At 66.8% G+C, this 15,688-nt stretch carries 13 protein-coding genes; 8 read left to right on the forward strand and 5 right to left on the reverse strand.

Annotated elements, in window-relative coordinates; translation table 11 throughout:
- On the forward strand, positions 1 to 687 hold a 687-nt coding region (locus tag B3547_RS19605), incomplete at its 5' end, for an RsmB/NOP family class I SAM-dependent RNA methyltransferase (protein ID WP_292966183.1).
- A gap of 62 nt (positions 688 to 749) precedes the next feature.
- Positions 750 to 1,256: a tetratricopeptide repeat protein gene (locus tag B3547_RS19610; RefSeq protein WP_223806657.1), complete on the forward strand. Its 507-nt coding sequence runs from the start codon at positions 750 to 752 to the stop codon at positions 1,254 to 1,256.
- Positions 1,257 to 1,274: 18 nt separating this feature from the next.
- On the opposite strand, the gene B3547_RS19615 is transcribed toward B3547_RS19610, so the two are convergent.
- Together B3547_RS19615 and B3547_RS19620 are read right to left on the reverse strand one after the other, a co-directional pair.
- A complete protein-coding gene (locus B3547_RS19615; protein WP_124809778.1) occupies positions 1,275 to 1,760 on the reverse strand; it encodes an RNA pyrophosphohydrolase in 486 nt (161 codons plus the stop codon).
- The gene (locus B3547_RS19620) at positions 1,757 to 2,725 is read right to left on the reverse strand and encodes an alpha/beta hydrolase (protein WP_194920501.1); all 969 of its coding nucleotides are present in this window, start codon (positions 2,723 to 2,725) and stop codon (positions 1,757 to 1,759) included. The genes B3547_RS19615 and B3547_RS19620 overlap by 4 nt, the downstream gene beginning before the upstream one ends.
- A 240-nt stretch (positions 2,726 to 2,965) precedes the next feature.
- Between B3547_RS19620 and B3547_RS19625 the strand changes: the two genes are divergently transcribed.
- The 5 genes from B3547_RS19625 to B3547_RS19645 all read left to right on the forward strand — a co-directional run bounded on the left by B3547_RS19625 (position 2,966) and on the right by B3547_RS19645 (position 9,633).
- Entirely contained in the window at positions 2,966 to 4,852 is a 1,887-nt protein-coding gene (locus B3547_RS19625) for a 2-oxoacid:acceptor oxidoreductase subunit alpha (RefSeq protein ID WP_292966190.1), read from the forward strand.
- Positions 4,849 to 5,877, forward strand: a complete 1,029-nt coding sequence (locus B3547_RS19630) for a 2-oxoacid:ferredoxin oxidoreductase subunit beta (protein WP_124809782.1) — start codon at positions 4,849 to 4,851, stop codon at positions 5,875 to 5,877. Before B3547_RS19625 ends, B3547_RS19630 begins: the two co-directional genes overlap by 4 nt.
- 28 nt (positions 5,878 to 5,905) lie before the next feature.
- Positions 5,906 to 6,865, forward strand: a complete 960-nt coding sequence (locus B3547_RS19635) for a metal-dependent hydrolase (RefSeq protein WP_292966193.1) — start codon at positions 5,906 to 5,908, stop codon at positions 6,863 to 6,865.
- A gap of 80 nt (positions 6,866 to 6,945) precedes the next feature.
- A complete protein-coding gene (locus B3547_RS19640) occupies positions 6,946 to 8,316 on the forward strand; it encodes a cryptochrome/photolyase family protein (protein ID WP_292966196.1) in 1,371 nt (456 codons plus the stop codon).
- Between the two features lie 57 nt (positions 8,317 to 8,373).
- Positions 8,374 to 9,633, forward strand: a complete 1,260-nt coding sequence (locus tag B3547_RS19645) for an SAM-dependent methyltransferase (protein WP_292966199.1) — start codon at positions 8,374 to 8,376, stop codon at positions 9,631 to 9,633.
- Positions 9,634 to 9,637: 4 nt separating this feature from the next.
- On the opposite strand, the gene B3547_RS19650 is transcribed toward B3547_RS19645, so the two are convergent.
- Both B3547_RS19650 and purF read right to left on the reverse strand, forming a co-directional pair.
- A complete protein-coding gene (locus B3547_RS19650; RefSeq protein ID WP_292966202.1) occupies positions 9,638 to 10,357 on the reverse strand; it encodes an SDR family NAD(P)-dependent oxidoreductase in 720 nt (239 codons plus the stop codon).
- On the reverse strand, positions 10,358 to 11,842 hold the full coding sequence (purF, locus tag B3547_RS19655) for an amidophosphoribosyltransferase (RefSeq protein ID WP_124809786.1): 1,485 nt from the start codon (positions 11,840 to 11,842) through the stop codon (positions 10,358 to 10,360).
- Positions 11,843 to 12,045: 203 nt separating this feature from the next.
- On the opposite strand from purF, the gene B3547_RS19660 reads away from it, so the two are divergent.
- Complete coding sequence (locus B3547_RS19660) at positions 12,046 to 13,797, forward strand: GGDEF domain-containing protein (RefSeq protein WP_292966207.1); 1,752 nt, start codon at positions 12,046 to 12,048, stop codon at positions 13,795 to 13,797.
- Positions 13,798 to 13,809: 12 nt separating this feature from the next.
- On the opposite strand, the gene B3547_RS19665 is transcribed toward B3547_RS19660, so the two are convergent.
- Positions 13,810 to 15,570 (reverse strand): methyl-accepting chemotaxis protein, encoded by a 1,761-nt coding sequence (locus B3547_RS19665; RefSeq protein WP_292966210.1) that lies wholly within the window; start codon positions 15,568 to 15,570, stop codon positions 13,810 to 13,812.
- Positions 15,571 to 15,688: the final 118 nt, after the last annotated feature.

Raw genomic sequence — 15,688 nt, forward strand, 5'->3', positions numbered from 1 at the left:
CTGCGCCTGCCGGCGGGCACCGCGGCGGAAAGCTGGCCGGAATTCGCGCAAGGGTTGTTCGAAGTGCAGGACACGGGCAGCCAGCTCGCCTGCGCGGCGCTGGCGGTCCAGCCGGGCGAAAGCGTGATCGACCTGTGCGCGGGCGCCGGCGGCAAGACGCTGGCGCTGGCGGCGGCGCTGGAGAACCGCGGGCATCTGCTGGCCTGCGATATCGACCGGCCGCGCCTGTCACGCTTGCCCGAACGCGCGGCGCGCGCGGGAGCGATCGCGGAAACGCGGCTGCTCGATCCGGACCGCGAAGCGGCGATGCTGGCGGACTGGGCGGGCAGGGCGGATGCCGTGCTGATCGATGCGCCCTGTTCGGGCACGGGCACCTGGCGGCGCAATCCCGAGGCGCGCTGGCGGTTGTCGCCCAACGCGATCGCACGGTACGCGGCGACGCAGGCGCGCTTGTTGCGCGTGGCGGCCGATCTGGTGCGTCCGGGCGGACGGCTGACCTATATCGTCTGTTCGCTGCTCGATGCCGAAGGCGCGGACGGGGTGGCTGCGTTCCTGGCCGAAAGGCAGGACTGGCGGTCCGATCTCCCGACGATGCCGGCCGGGCGGGCACGGGGGGCGGGATGGCGCCTCACGCCGGCACATGACGGGACCGACGGGTTTTTCTTCTCGACGCTTCGCCGCCTATGATAGATGATATGGCCATGACCGCCGGATCACCACGCCCTGGCTCCCGGCTGAAGGAGTTTGTGATGCGCTACACACCCGTTGCCCTTGCCCTTTCGTTGCTTGCCGGCGTCACCGGAAGCATGGGAACGGCAAAGGTGACCGAGGCGATCGACCCCCGGGCGCAGGCGTTGCTGGACGCGGGGCGCAAGGCGCTCACGGCGGGCGACGTTGAAGGGGCGACCAACAGCTTCGAGGCCGCGCTGGCGGTCGATCCGGGCAACACCGGCACGTTCGTGGCGCTGGCCGATGCCGCACGGCGCAGCGGGATGCAGGGCAAGGCGATCCATTACTACCGGCTGGCGCTGTCGCGCGATCCCAACAACCTGGCCGCCATTTCGGGCGAAGGCGGCGCGATGGTGGAGAAGGGCGCCGTCGACAAGGCGCGGCGCAACCTGTCGCGGCTGGAAGGGCTGTGTGGCAAGACCTGCGCCGAGACCGAGGATCTGGCCGCCGTGATCGCCAAGGGACCGGCACCGAAGGTGGTTTCGGCCGAGGCGATCAAGCCCCAGCCGACGGTGGAATCGAACTGACGCAGCCCCGTCGGCGCGTCAGATAAGGTCGCGGAATTCTTCCAGAACCTGACGGTAGACGCGCTTCTTGAACGGCACGATCACGTCCGGCAGCAGTTCCGGATCGATCCATTTCCATTCGCGGAATTCCGCGTGTTCGTGCGCGTCCAGCCGTACGTCCTGATCCTGGCCGATGAAACGCAGCAGCAGCCATTTCTGCCGTTGCCCGCGATAGCGGCCCTTCCAGATCTTGCCGAGCAGTTCATCGGGCAGGTCGTAGAAGTATTCCTCGCGGCTTTCCGCGATGACCGTCACCAGATCGGGTGTGAGGCCGGTTTCCTCGCCCAGCTCGCGCAGCGCGGCGGGATGCAGTTCCTCGCCGTCGTCGATGCCGCCCTGCGGCATCTGCCAGGCTTCCCCCGCCCGTTCATCGATGCGCCGGCCCACGAAAACCTGACCATGCGCGTTGACCAGCATCAGGCCAACGCAGGGGCGGTAGGGAAGCCCCGCAAACTCTTCGTTCATTTCAACCTTTCCAGCAGCAGGCGGACCGCCTCGAAGATGGACCGCATGTCAGCCTGCGCGCTCGGCAGTGCCTTGCGGATCTGCGTGAACCCGTGGATCGTACCCTTCATTTCCAGGAAGATTACGTCCGATCCGGCGAGGATCAACTGAGCGCCATAGACCCGGCCGCTATCGCGAATCGGATCGAGACCTGCGGTGACCAGCACCGTGGGCGGCATGTTCGAGTGGTCGCCGTAGAGCGGATAGGCGCGCTTGTCACCCGGTACGGCGCGATAGCCATCGGCGAACCATTCCATCGTGTCCTTCGTCAGCAGGAAACCGTCGGCGAAGGAGAGGAACGAGTCGTGGTCGGGCCGGTCGTCGCTGAGCGGATAGATCGGCACCTGGATGACCACTGGAACAGCGGCGGGCTTTTCCTGCAGCGCCTGGGTGGTGACGATGGTGAGGTTGCCACCGGCCGAATCGCCCATGGGAATAAGGCCGGTGAACGTGCGACCGAGTTCCGCCGGGCTGCCGGCGACCCACCGCGTCGCGGCTTCGCAATCGTCGGGCGCGGCGGGGAAGGGGGCTTCGGGCGCGAGGCGATAATCCACCGCGACGACCGGCAGGTCCAGTTCGGCGGCGATTTCGGTGCAGAGGCGGTGGTGGGTTTCGAGATCGCCGATGACGAAGCCGCCACCGTGATAGAACATCACGACCGGGCCGGGTTCGCGCGTGTCGCGCGCGTCGTAGAAGCGCAGCGGGATCGGGCCGGCCGGGCCGGGGCAGGTCAGATCGCGGATCACCGCCAGATCGCGCGGGTCCTGCTCCGCCAGTTCCTGCATGGCCAGATAGCTGGCGCGCGCGGCTTCCAGCCCCAGCTGGCTCATCGGCGGGGCACCGGTGCCGTTGAGGTAATCGAGGAAACCCTTCACGTCGGGCCGGACGAAGTGCTGCGGGCGGTCGATCGTCTCACTGTCTGACATGGCTGCGGGTTCCTCTTCCGGTTGCCGGTGCGGCGGGTGGCGTTCCCGGTCCATTTGAGATCGGGAATCGTTTTTCGCCATCATGCCTAAGTCTGCTTTTGCAACTTGACTAGCGTCTCCGATGGGAATCAAGGACGTTCCAGCGTTTCGCGTCGAAGAGATTTTCTTCTTTGCGTGCGGATTGATGGAGACATAGGCGGATCGTGCTGCCAGAGCGCGGTTGCGCAGACGAGGAAGAGAATGGTTACAGCACTTGCAGAAGGTCCGGACGCCCTGACTGGCGGGACCACGCCCGCCGCACCCGAAGCGGTCGTCGTGCGCTTCGCGGGCGATTCCGGCGACGGGATGCAGCTTACCGGCGGTCAGTTCACGCTGTCGACCGCGCTGGCGGGCAACGATCTGGCGACGTTCCCGGACTTTCCGGCCGAAATCCGCGCGCCGCAGGGCACGCTGTTCGGCGTTTCCGCCTTCCAGATCAATTTTGGATCGACCGAGATCGAGACCGCGGGCGACGCGCCCGACGTGCTGGTGGCGATGAACCCGGCCGCGCTCAAGACCAATGTCGGCCAGTTGAAGGCCGGCGGCCTGATCATCGCGGACACCGGCGAATTCAACAAGCGCAACCTTGAAAAGGCGAAGTACGACCAGAACCCGCTCGAGGACGGCAGCCTCGAAAAGTGGCAGCTTCTGGCGTTCGACATTTCGGCGCTGACGCTCGAAGCGGTCAAGCCGTTTGGCCTGGGCAACAAGGAAGCCCTGCGCTGCAAGAACATGTGGACGCTGGGCCTTGCCCTGTGGATGTTCGATCGGGACCGCAAGCCGCTGATCGACTGGCTGAACGCCAAGTTCGCCAAGGCCCCGGTCTTGGCCGAAGCCAACATCGCCGCGCTTAACGCCGGCCATGCCTATGGCGAGACGGCGGAACTCGCCGGGCCGCTCAAGCAGTATCACATCGCGCCGGTGGAAACCGCCCCGGGCCTCTATCGTACGGTGACGGGCGCGGAAGCGGTGAGCCTGGGCCTCGTGGCCGGGGCGCAGCTTGCGGAATTGCCGATGTTCTTTGGCGGCTATCCGATCACGCCGGCTTCGGCGATCCTGCACAATCTGGCCAAGCTCAAGGAATTTGGTGTCACCACCTTCCAGGCGGAAGACGAGATCGCCGCGATCGCTTCGGCCATCGGCGCGTCCTATGCGGGCCAGCTTGGCGTCACCTCGTCGTCCGGCCCCGGCATCGCGCTGAAGGGCGAGGCGATGGGCCTTGCCATCATGACCGAGCTGCCGCTGGTCATCGTCAATTCGCAGCGCGGCGGTCCTTCTACCGGCTTGCCGACCAAGACCGAGCAGTCGGATCTCTACCAGGCCGTCTATGGCCGCAACGGCGATGCGCCGATGCCGGTGATCGCGGCGCGTTCGCCGGCCGATGCCTTCGACTGCGCGATCGAGGCGTGCCGCATCGCGGTGGAATACATGACGCCGGTGATGCTGCTGACCGATGGCTATATCGGTAACGCCGCCGAGCCGTGGAAGGTGCCCGATCCGGCCAGCTACACGCCGTTCCCGGCGAAGTTCCTCGAAGAGAAGAACGGCCCGGATGGCGAACTGCTGCCCTTCGCGCGCGACGAAAAGGGCGCACGTCCGTGGATCAAGCCGGGCACGCCGGGCCTGATGCACCGCATCGGCGGCATCGAGAAGAACCCCGGCACCGGCAACATCGATTATTCGCCGGCCAGCCACCAGACCATGACCGACGCGCGCAAGGCCAAGGTGGACGGCATCGCCCACGGCATTCCGCAGCAGGACGTTACGCTCGGCACCGAAGGCGGCAAGCTGGTGGTCGTCGGCTGGGGATCGACCTTCGGGCCGATCCATCAGGCCGTGCGCCGCGCGCGCGCCAGGGGGCTGGATGTCTCGCACGTCCATGTCCGCCATGTCTGGCCGCTGCCGACCAACCTGGGCGACCTGCTCGGCCAGTACGAGAACATCCTGGTGCCCGAGATGAACACCGGCCAGTTCAAGACCGTGCTGCGCGACCAGTTCCTGCTGGACGCGAAGCCGCTCAACAAGACGAGTGGCCAGCCGTTCACCATCGCCGAAATCGAAGCCGCGATCGAAGGAGCGCTGGCATGAACGACATGACCCCCATCAAGACCACGCTCAAGGACTGGGAAACCGATCAGGAAGTGCGCTGGTGCCCCGGTTGCGGTGACTACGCGATCCTGAAGGCGGTGCAGCGCACGCTGCCCGAGATCGGTGCGGACCCCGCCAAGACCGTGTTCGTTTCCGGGATCGGTTGCTCCAGCCGCTTCCCCTACTACGTGGAAAGCTATGGCTTCCACACGATCCACGGCCGCGCCCCCGCGTTCGCGACCGGAATCAAGCTGGCCAATCCCGAACTCGACGTGTGGCTGGTCACCGGCGATGGCGATGGCATGTCGATCGGCGGCAATCACACGATGCACATCCTGCGGCGCAACGTGAACACGCAGATCCTGTTGTTCAACAACGAGATCTATGGCCTCACCAAGGGCCAGTATTCGCCCACCAGCCGCGAAGGCACGCATTCGCCGACCACGCCGCTCGGCTCGGTCGACCGCCCGGCGCTGCCCTGCGCGTTTGCGCTGGGCGCGGGCGCGCGCTTCATTGCGCGGGCCTATGACGTGTCGAAGGACCTGTCCTCGGTGCTCAAGGCCGCGCACGGCCATCAGGGTGCGGCGTTCGTGGAGATTTTCCAGAACTGCATCGTTTATAACAAGGACCGCTTCGACGATTTCACCGCCAAGGGCGTGGCCGACCAGAACCAGCTTTGGGTAAAGGACGGCGAGCCGATGCTGTTCGGCAGCGAGAAGAGCGGCGGCGTGAGAGGCATCGCGCTCGACATGGATACGCTGAGCCTCAAGGTCGTCGACGTGGTCGATGGCGATTGGCAGGCGGCGGGCGTGATCGTGCACAACGTGAAGAACCGGGCGATCGCGCACATGCTGGTAGAGATGCCGTTCGGGCCGTTCCCGATGGCGCTGGGCGTGATCTACGACGATCCCCGCCCGACCTACGAAGCGACCGTGCTGGCGCAGGACGCGCAGGCGCGGGCGGGCAAGAGCGCCAACCTCGCCAAGCTGCTCGCCAAGGGCCAGACCTGGACGGTCGACGCCTGAATCGCGCGAACGGGCCGGCAGGGCAGCGTTGGACAACCTGACCCATAGCCTTGTCGGCTGGGCGCTAGCCGAAACCGGGCTGAAGCGCCGCACGCGCAAGGGGTTGGCCGCCACGGTGCTGGCGGCCAACCTGCCCGATATCGATGTGTTCTTCGGCTGGGCGCCGTGGCCGCCGCTGGCGATGCACCGCGGCTTCACCCACGGCCTGATCGGCGGCGTGCTGGTGCTGCCGCCGGTGTTGGCGATCCTGCTGTGGCTGCTGGACCGCTGGCAGGCGCGGCGGGGACGACTGGCAGACGATAGCCCGCCGATGCGCTTCGGCTGGCTGCTGGCGCTGTGCTGGATCGGCGCGTTGACCCACCCTCTGCTTGATCTGCAGAACGTCTATGCGATCCAGCTGCTTTCGCCGGCGAGCGCGCGCTGGTTCCATACCGACGGGTTGTTCATTATCTCGCCCTGGCTGCTGGCGATGCTGGGGCTGGGCATCTGGCGTGCCCGGCGGACCGGAAACGATCGCCCGGCGATCCTGGCGCTGGCGGGAACCGCGCTGTTCATTGGCGGCAACATTGCCATTTCCGCACTGGCGTGGGCCGCGCCGACGCGCGATGCGCCTTATGCCACGCCGGACCGGATCTTCGCCGCGCCCGAGCCGCTGCTGTTCTGGCGGCGCGATGTGGTCTGGCGACAAGACGGCTTCATCGTGCAGGGGCGCTATGATCCGTTGCGCCGCCTTGAGGGGCTGGTGGACTTCGGCGCGCCGATGGCCGACCGGATGCAGGAGCCGCTTGTCCGCCGCGCGGCGCAGGCCACGGCGCCGGCACGCAAGTTCCTGGCCTGGTCGCAAATGCCGGTGGCGCGCGTGGAACAAGGGCGCTGCCGTGCGGTGGTGACGTTTGGCGATGCCCGCTTCACCGGCCCCGCCATGAGCCGCAACTTCAACATCGTTGTCACGCTGCCCGTGGACGGAGCCGGGTGCGGGGGCGGATGACGTCTGCCCTTTGGGGCTGCTTCCGGATGACCGGGCGGGTCCGCTAGGATGGTCCCCCGCATGAAGGACTGCGCATTTTCATGAAACCACCCGTCATTGTCTGGCTGCGTCGCGACCTGAGGCTGGCTGATCAGGCGGCGTTCCACGCGGCGGCGGCGGAAGGGCCGGTGATCCCGGTCTATGTACTGGACGATGAGACGCCGCGCCACCGGCGCATGGGCGCTGCGTCGCGCTGGTGGTTGCACCACAGCCTCGCCAGCCTGGACGCGGACTTGCGCGCGCGGGAGTCGCGGCTGGTGCTGCGGCGGGGGCGCTGCGAGGACGTGCTGGCGGCGCTCGCCGCGCAAACGGGCGCCGTGCGGGTTCACGCCTTGCATCATTACGAGCCGTGGTGGCGCAATGCGGAGCGCGCGGTGGCGCAGCGACTCGATCTGGTGCTCCATCACGGCAATTACCTCGCCCCGCCGGGATCGGTGCGAACCGGGGCAGGGCAACCCTATCGCATCTATACCCCGTTCTGGCGCGCGCTGACCGAACAGATGCCACCGCCCGCGCCGCTCCCCGCGCCCGAAACTCTGCCCGCACCGGAGGCTTGGCCGGAAAGCGACGCGCTGGCCGACTGGGCATTGCTGCCGGTTGCCCCGGACTGGGCAGAAGGATTTCGCGCCGAATGGACGCCGGGCGAGTCCGGCGCGCGCGACCGGCTGGCGGCGTTCGCCGATCGCGCGCGGCGCTATGCCGAACGGCGCAACCTGCCCTCGGTGGAGGCGACATCGCGGCTTTCCCCGCACCTGCATTTCGGGGAGATATCGCCGGCGACAATCTGGCATGCGGTGCGCGACGCGGGCGGATCGGTCGGCACGTTCCTGGGGGAAGTGGGCTGGCGCGACTATGCGCAGAACGTGATTCTCCAGTTCCCGGACTACGGCGCCCGCAACGCGCGCGCGCCGTTCGATCAGATGGCATGGCGCACCGGGCCGGAGGCGGACCGCGATTTCCGCGCCTGGTGCCAGGGGCGCACCGGCTATCCCATCGTCGATGCCGGGATGCGCGAGCTGTGGGCTTCGGGCTGGATGCACAACCGCGTGCGGATGATCGCGGCCAGCTTCCTGATCAAGCATTTGCTGATCGACTGGCGGCGCGGCGAACAGTGGTTCTGGGATACGCTGGTCGATGCCGACTATGGCTCCAACGCGGTCAACTGGCAGTGGAGCGCGGGCACAGGCGTCGATTCCAACATGTTCGTGCGGATCATGGCCCCGCTGACGCAATCGCCCAAGTTCGACGCGGGGGATTATATCCGGCGCTGGGTGCCCGAACTGGCGGGCGTGCCCGATCCCCTTATCCACGATCCGCCGGTGCGGCCCGGCGGCTACCCGGCGCCGATCATTGGCCACGCTGCCGGGCGCCAGCGCGCGCTGGAAGCCCATGCGGCTTTGAAGACGATCTGATCCTTTCTCGCGCCGGTCGGGATTGCGGTCCCGATATCAACCGCGCATAGTATCGCCATGAACGCGCAAACACCGGTACGAGGTGGGCATCTGGTGGCGGGGGGCCGGTCGATGACCGCCGGCACGGGGCTGCTGGCACGGCTCATCACCGGATCGATGAGCCGCCTGCTGGACCGGATCGATACCGGGCTGGCGGAAGGATCGCTGCTGGCCCGTCTGCCCGATGGTTCCACCCGCTTGTTCGGCGCGCGTGCGCCGGGCTACGCGGCGGAAATCACGCTGCATGACTGGCGCGGATTGCTGCGGCTTGCGACGGCGGGCTCGGTCGGCTGGTATCAGGCCTGGGAAGCCGGCGAATGGGAAAGCCCGGACCCGGTAGCCCTGTTCGCACTGTTCATGCGCAACGCAAAGGCGATGGGAGACATGGCGCGCGCGAAGGGGCCCTGGCGCTGGGCCGGCCGCGTGCTGCACGCGTTGCGCCGCAACAGCCGCAAGGGCGCGCGGCTGAACATTTCCGCGCACTACGATCTCGGCAACGATTTTTACGCCTGTTGGCTCGATCCATCGATGAGCTATTCCAGCGCGCTGTGGGCCGGGCTTGCGCCCGATGCCGACCTGGAAACCGCCCAGGTCCACAAGGTCGATCGGCTGGCGGAACGGCTGCATCTTGCGCCGGGGGCGAGCGTACTGGAGATCGGTTGCGGCTGGGGTTTCCTCGCCCGTCGGTTCGCGCAGGCCCACGGAGCGCGGGTCGTCGGCATCAGCCTGTCGGACGAGCAACTGGCCTGGGCGCGCGAACGGGCTGTGCCCGGCACCGATTATCGCCATCAGGACTATCGCGACGTCGATGGGCAATTCGATGCGATCGCCAGCGTGGAGATGGTCGAGGCGGTGGGCCGGCGGTTCTGGCCATCGTGGTTCGATTGCATTGCCCGCCATCTGAAACCCGGCGGACGCGCGGCCATCCAGTTCATTGCGATCCGCGACGATCTGTTCGATGCCTATGCCGCCAGCGCCGATTTCATTCAGGCCTACGTATTCCCCGGCGGTCTGCTGATCCGCGAGAGCGCGTTCCGCGCGCTGGCCGCAGAACGCGGATTGGCGTGGGAGGACCGGCAGGATTTCGGCGCGGACTATGCCCGCACGCTGCGCCTGTGGCGCGAGGCGTTCGACCGTGCCGTGGAGGAAGGGCGCCTGCCGCCGGCGTTCGACGCCCGTTTCGTGCGCCTGTGGCGCTATTACCTGATGTATTGCGAGGGCGGCTTCCTGGGCGGCGGAATTGACGTCAGCCAGGTTACGCTGGTGAAGCGGGGCTGAAGGATCAGGCTTCCACGCGCTCGCGATGTGGGCTGTCGTGGGTTTCCTGCGCCAGCGCCACAATCCGCCCGGCGACCACGTCCGGCGCTTTCACCGAATTGGGGTCTTCACCCGGATAGGCGCGAGCGCGCATCTTCGTGCGCGTGGCGCCTGGATCGAGCACGGTGACGCGAATGTTCGAGATCGCCCGGACTTCCTGCGCGTAGGATTCCAGCAGGTTGTCGAACGCCGCCTTGGAGGCGCCATAGGCGCCCCAGTAGGCGCGGGGTTTCGCGCCCACGCTGCTGGTCACGCCGATGACGCGGGCGTTGCCGCTGCGTTTCAGCATGGCGTCGAAGCCGGCGATCAGCGCCTGCGTGGCCATCACGTTGAGCGTCATGGCCAGGTTGAACTCGCGCGGATCGATCTGCCACACGGGCGTCAGCGTGGGCAGTGTGGCGGCGTTGATGACCAGGATGTCGAGCGCGCTCCAGCGGCTGGAGATGGCCGTGGCGAGCCGCGCGATGCCTTCGGGTTCGGTCAGATCGACCGGCGCGATCGTGGCACTGCCGCCGGCCTGGAAGATTTCCTCCTCGACCTGCTCAAGCTCCTTGGCCGATCGCGCGACGAGCACCACATGCGCGCCGGCGGCGGCCAGGGCGCGCGCGGTTTCCGCGCCGATGCCCCGGCTGGCGCCCGTGACCAGCGCGACCTGCCCCGTCAGGGGGCCGCTGCCCTGCGTCATTCAGGCGACCTTTCCGACCGGCAGGGGCAGTTGATCGGTGGCGTCGCGATCGCCCACGTCGGTCAGCCGCGTCGGGTAATCGCCGGTGAAGCAGGCATCGCAATACTGCGGGCAGCCGTTGTTGCGCTGCGCTTCGCCCACCGCGCGGTAAAGCCCGTCGATCGAGACGAAAGCCAGGCTATCGGCCTGGATGAAATCGGCCATCGCCGGTACGTTCATGCGCGCGGCGAGCAGCTTCGACCGTTCCGGGGTATCCACGCCATAGAAGCAGGAGTGTTCCGTCGGTGGGCTGGCGACGCGCATGTGCACTTCGCTGGCACCGGCATCGCGCATCATCTGCACGATCTTCATGCTGGTGGTGCCGCGCACGATCGAATCGTCGATCAGCACGATCCGCTTGCCTTCCACCAGGGCACGGTTGGCGTTGTGCTTGCGCTTCACGTCGGCATGGCGCGCGCCATCCGACGGCTGGATGAAGGTGCGGCCGACATAGTGCGAGCGGATGATGCCCAGCTCGAACGGAATGCCGGACTGCTGCGCGTAGCCAAGCGCGGCCGGTACGCCGCTGTCGGGCACGGGGATCACCAGATCGGCATCAGCGGGGCTTTCGATGGCGAGCTGCGCGCCGATCGCCTTGCGCACCTGATAGACCGAACGGCCGCCCATCAGCGAATCCGGACGGCTGAAATAGACGTGCTCGAAAATGCACGGGCGGGCGCTGGTGTTGCCGAACGGACGGTGGCTTTCGATCGCGCCGTCATGCGCCACGCGGATCAGTTCGCCGGGATCGACTTCGCGCACGAAGTCCGCACCCACCACGTCGAGCGCGACGGTTTCGCTGGCGAAGACCACCGCATCGCCGATCTTGCCCATCACCAGCGGGCGGATACCCAGCGGATCACGGCAGGCGATCATGCCGGCCGGTGTCATGCAGATCAGCGAATAGGCGCCTTCGACCAGCCGCAGCGCATCGACGAAGCGATCGAGCAGGGTGGGATAGCGGCTGGTGGCGACGAGGTGGATGATGACTTCGGTGTCGGAGGTCGACTGGAAGATCGCGCCTTTGCGCACGAGGTCGCGCTTCAGGTACATCGCGTTGGAGATGTTGCCGTTGTGCGCGATGGCGAAGCCGCCCGTGGCAAGATCGGCGAACAGCGGCTGCACGTTGCGCAGGCCCGAACCGCCCGTGGTCGAATAGCGGACGTGGCCCGCGGCCGTGGAGCCGGGCAGTTCCGCCAGCGCCTGTTCGCTGGAAAAGTTCTGCGCAACGTGGCCGATGCCACGGCGGGAATAGAATTCCTGGCCATCGAAGCTGGTGATGCCCACCGCTTCCTGCCCGCGATGCTGAAGGGCGTGCAGCCCTAGCGCAACCATCGCGGCCGCATCGCGCGTGCCGATTACGCCGAAGATGCCGCACTCTTCGCGCAGCTTGTCGCCATCCACGTCCCAGGGTGCGTGGTCATGTGTAAGATCGGTGAAAGTCATGGGTCCTCGAGGACTCGTCACGAGGGCGCAACAGCGCCGGCCAGCGAAGGCGCCCATGTGGCCCCGATTGCCCCGGAACGCAAGGGGCGGGCACGACATTCGCGCCAGGTTGCCGTTCTGGGGCCGGTTTCCCGCCGGTGCGGCCGGCCGATAGGGGCTTCCTCTTAGACGGAATTTAACCATTGCGAGAGACAAGGGGGTGCATGATCCCCTCCCGCTTCCTTGCTGCTCGCTCCATCGCCGGGCCTGCCGGCATGGCCCTGCTGTATTTCGCCACGGCGGCAACGACCGTGCATATCAGCCGTTTTAGCGGCGGCGTCGCCATGATCTGGGTGTCAAGCGCGCTGCTCTCGGGATATCTGCTCACGGCGGGGCGCCGCGTCTGGCCGTTGACGATCGCTCTTTGCGCGTTTGCCAGCTTCATGGCGACGGGCTTCTTCGGGTTCGGGTGGCGCGTCGCCGCGCAGCTCGCGCTGGTCAACGTGGGGGAAGCCCTGATGGCCGCGATAATGCTCAAGCGCATCTTCGACGCCTATTGGCCCGGCGACACTCTCGAATGGCTGGCGGGATACTATCTCGGCATCGGGCTGGCCGTGCCGATGGTCAGCGGCCTGGCGGCCCTGGCGGTGACCGGTATGGTGCTGGAGATCGATCCAGGCGCCAATTTCGTGCACTGGATGATCGGCCACGCGGTTGGTCTGCTCACGTTCCTGCCCTTCACGATCAGCCTTTCCTACGCGGTGCATAACGGCCAGCCGGTGCTGCCGGACAACAGGCGGCTCGTGGCCGTTCTGGCCGTGGTGGCGATGACCGTGCTGACGGCGGTGGTGTTCAGCCAGCCCAACCGGCCGCTGATGCTGTTCCCGGTGTTGATGGTGGTTGCGGCCGCGGTGTGGGCGCCATGCGTCGTTACTACGTTCCTGCCCTGCGTGCTGGCGTTGATCGGCGGCATGCTGACGATGCGCGGCGAAGGGCCGGTGGCGATGATGCATCTCGATCTCGGCGACCGGATGCAGTTCTTCGAAATCTACATCGCGGTGACGGTGCTGTTCGCGCTGCCGGTCCAGTTCGAGCAGGAACGCCGACGCCGGCAGATGCGCGAACTGGCGGAAAGCGAGGCGCGCTATCGCCTGTTGTCCGATCATGTCAGCGACATCATCATGCATCTCGATGCCGATGGCGTCATCCGCTATGTCTCGCCCTCGATCCTCTACGTCAGCGGCTATGATCCCGCGGGTCTTGTCGGCACGAATGTAGCGGAACTGATCCACCCGGATCATCTGCAGCAGGTGCATGAGGCCGGATTGCGCGCGCGCCACGCACCAGGCACGCCGATCAGCGTGGAACACCTTGCCCTGACCAAGCTTGGCGAGCCGCGCTGGTTCGAAACGCATTTTCGTGCGGTGCCCGAAGACGGCGCGCTGATCTGCGCGACGCGCGACATTTCACAGCGCAAACGGCTGGAAGCGGATCTTTCGATCGCCGCGCTGACCGATCCGCTGACCGGACTGTCGAACCGCCGGGCGTTCTTCGATCTGGCCGAACGGACCGTCGCCAGCGGCGTCATCGGTTGCATCGTGGTGTTCGACATCGACTATTTCAAAGCGGTCAACGACCGGTTTGGTCACGGGGCGGGCGACATGGTGCTGGCCTCGGTCGCGCAGGCGGCGCGGCGCGCGCTGCGCCAGACAGACCACATCGCGCGGATCGGCGGCGAGGAATTCGCGGTGATCCTGCCCGAAACCCGGATCGACCATGCCGAAAAGATCTGCGTCCGCCTGTGCAAGGAAATTTCGCGTTCGGCGGTGCCGGTGGGATCGATCATCGTGCGCGTAACGGTCAGCGCGGGGATCGCCGTGCTTGATGGCGATCTTTCGGACACGCTCTCGCGGGCCGATGCCGCGCTCTATCGGGCCAAGAGCGCGGGCCGCGATCGCACCGCGGTCGCCGCCTGATCCTGACGCCCGTCAGGCGGCAAGGCGCCGCGCGGGCGGGCTGCCGGGCAAGCCGGCGGGTCCGATATCGAACCGCCCGACCAGCTGGCGTAGCTGGTCGGCCTCGTTAGCCAGCATGCGCGCAGCGGCGTTGCACTCTTCGCCCATCGCGGCGTTCTGCTGCGTCACCCGGTCCATGCCGCCGATCGCACCGCTGATTTGCGCAAGGCGTTCGGCCTGTTCCTGCGCGGAGGTGGCGATCCGGCCGATGATCTCGCTGATCGCGAGGACCTTCGCCATGACCGTGTCGAACGCTTCGCCCGACCGGCCGACCAGCGTCACCCCTTCGCCCACCTGATCGGCGCACTGTTCGATCAGCGATTTGACCTGCTGCGCGGCGTCGGCGGAATTGGTGGCGAGATTGCGCACTTCGTCGCTGACCACGGCGAACCCCTTGCCGGCTTCGCCCGCGCGCGCCGCTTCCACGCTGGCGTTGAGCGAAAGCAGGTGCGTCTGGTGGGCGAGACGATCGATGACTTCGGTGATCGGCACGATCTGCCGCGTGCTGCTGGCAATCCGGTCCATCGCGCCGACCGTTTCGGAAACGATGATGGTGTTGCCCTGCGCTTCGGCCTGCGCCGACGTCACGGTGGAGGCGGCCTCCTGCGCCGCGCCGGCGGTGTGCTGCACGGTATCGTTGAGATCGCGCAGCGCCGTGGCGGTTTCCTGCAGGCTGTTGGCCTGGATCTCGGTGCGCTGGGCAAGCTCGGTGATGGCCGCGTTGATTTCCGAGGCGCTGTTCGAGACGCGCCCGATCGAGGCCATGACGGTGCTGATCGCTTCGGACATGGCGGTGGCGGCCAGGTTGTAGTCGTCGCGCAGCTGGACGTAGGCTTCCGGAAATTCCTCGGCGATACGGTGGTTCAGCCCGCCGTCCTTCAGCCGGGCGAGCGCCGCCCCAAGACTGCTTACGACGCGGCGCTGCACGGCCATTTCGCGCTCGGAATCCGCACGTGCCTTTTCCTCCACGTAGTGCACGATGCTCTGGAGCGCCCGCGCCGTTTCGCCGAGTTCGTCCTTGCGCCGTTCGTGCGGGTTCTCGATGTCCATTTCACCCCGGCCCATCCGCTGCATCAGCGTGGTCATGCTGCCGATCGGCCGAACGATGCGGAAAATGACCATCGCGCAGAAGCCCACGACCAGCGCCAGCAGCAGCAGCGCTAGCACGCCGAGCAAGCGCATGGATTCGGAAAGGCTGGCGGTGGCCTTCTCGTTCAGGCGCTGGCCATAGCCGTTTGCAAGCGTCACCGTCCGGTCCACCGCCGCCCGGTGCGCGGCGTAGTGCGCGGAGAGGCGCTCGAACGATTGCTGCATCGCCGCCGTATCGCCTTGCCGTGCGGCGGGCAGGAAATGGCCTTGCAGTTCCTGCCAGAACCGCTGCGCCGGATTGTGCGTCTCCACGGTGACGGCCCGTTTCACGACCGGATCGATATCGGATTCCAGCCAGTGCTGATGGCGATCGTCGTAGGCCGCTTTCAGCGCCGTGATGCGCCGGCTGGTGGCTTCGGCCCGCGACGGATCGCGCATCAGCATCGATGCTTCGAGATAGGGTTCGATGACATATTCGGGCGGCGGCAGGATGTCCGCGACCAGATCGGCGGCTTCGCGCGATTTGGTGTGCAACGGTCCACCGATGCGGATGTCGTTGATCCTCAGCGCGCTGATCGCGACGCTCGCCACCAGAATGAGGAGCATGGCGAGGCCTGCCGCGAAGACTGTCTTTCTGATGGTCATCGGTCTGTTCCCGAAAAGCTGCATGGTTCGTGGCTTAGTGCGCCCGGCGTGGCCAAAACGGGGTTACGGGGGCACTACGTAGCATCCCGGGCATGCCGTTATCGCCGGACGCGGCACG

Origin of the sequence: Novosphingobium sp. UBA1939, from assembly GCF_002336885.1 — a bacterium.
Lineage (GTDB): Bacteria > Pseudomonadota > Alphaproteobacteria > Sphingomonadales > Sphingomonadaceae > Novosphingobium.

What these genes read in the sequence shown, in the direction of transcription:
- B3547_RS19610 (WP_223806657.1), top strand. Translation starts at nt 750, where the DNA reads ATGCGCTACACACCCGTTGCCCTTGCCCTTTCGTTGCTTGCCGGCGTC.
- B3547_RS19615 (WP_124809778.1), bottom strand. Translation starts at nt 1,760, where the DNA reads ATGAACGAAGAGTTTGCGGGGCTTCCCTACCGCCCCTGCGTTGGCCTG.
- B3547_RS19620 (WP_194920501.1), bottom strand. Translation starts at nt 2,725, where the DNA reads ATGTCAGACAGTGAGACGATCGACCGCCCGCAGCACTTCGTCCGGCCC.
- B3547_RS19625 (WP_292966190.1), top strand. Translation starts at nt 2,966, where the DNA reads ATGGTTACAGCACTTGCAGAAGGTCCGGACGCCCTGACTGGCGGGACC.
- B3547_RS19630 (WP_124809782.1), top strand. Translation starts at nt 4,849, where the DNA reads ATGAACGACATGACCCCCATCAAGACCACGCTCAAGGACTGGGAAACC.
- B3547_RS19640 (WP_292966196.1), top strand. Translation starts at nt 6,946, where the DNA reads ATGAAACCACCCGTCATTGTCTGGCTGCGTCGCGACCTGAGGCTGGCT.
- B3547_RS19645 (WP_292966199.1), top strand. Translation starts at nt 8,374, where the DNA reads ATGAACGCGCAAACACCGGTACGAGGTGGGCATCTGGTGGCGGGGGGC.
- B3547_RS19650 (WP_292966202.1), bottom strand. Translation starts at nt 10,357, where the DNA reads ATGACGCAGGGCAGCGGCCCCCTGACGGGGCAGGTCGCGCTGGTCACG.
- purF (WP_124809786.1), bottom strand. Translation starts at nt 11,842, where the DNA reads ATGACTTTCACCGATCTTACACATGACCACGCACCCTGGGACGTGGAT.
- B3547_RS19660 (WP_292966207.1), top strand. Translation starts at nt 12,046, where the DNA reads ATGATCCCCTCCCGCTTCCTTGCTGCTCGCTCCATCGCCGGGCCTGCC.
- B3547_RS19665 (WP_292966210.1), bottom strand. Translation starts at nt 15,570, where the DNA reads ATGACCATCAGAAAGACAGTCTTCGCGGCAGGCCTCGCCATGCTCCTC.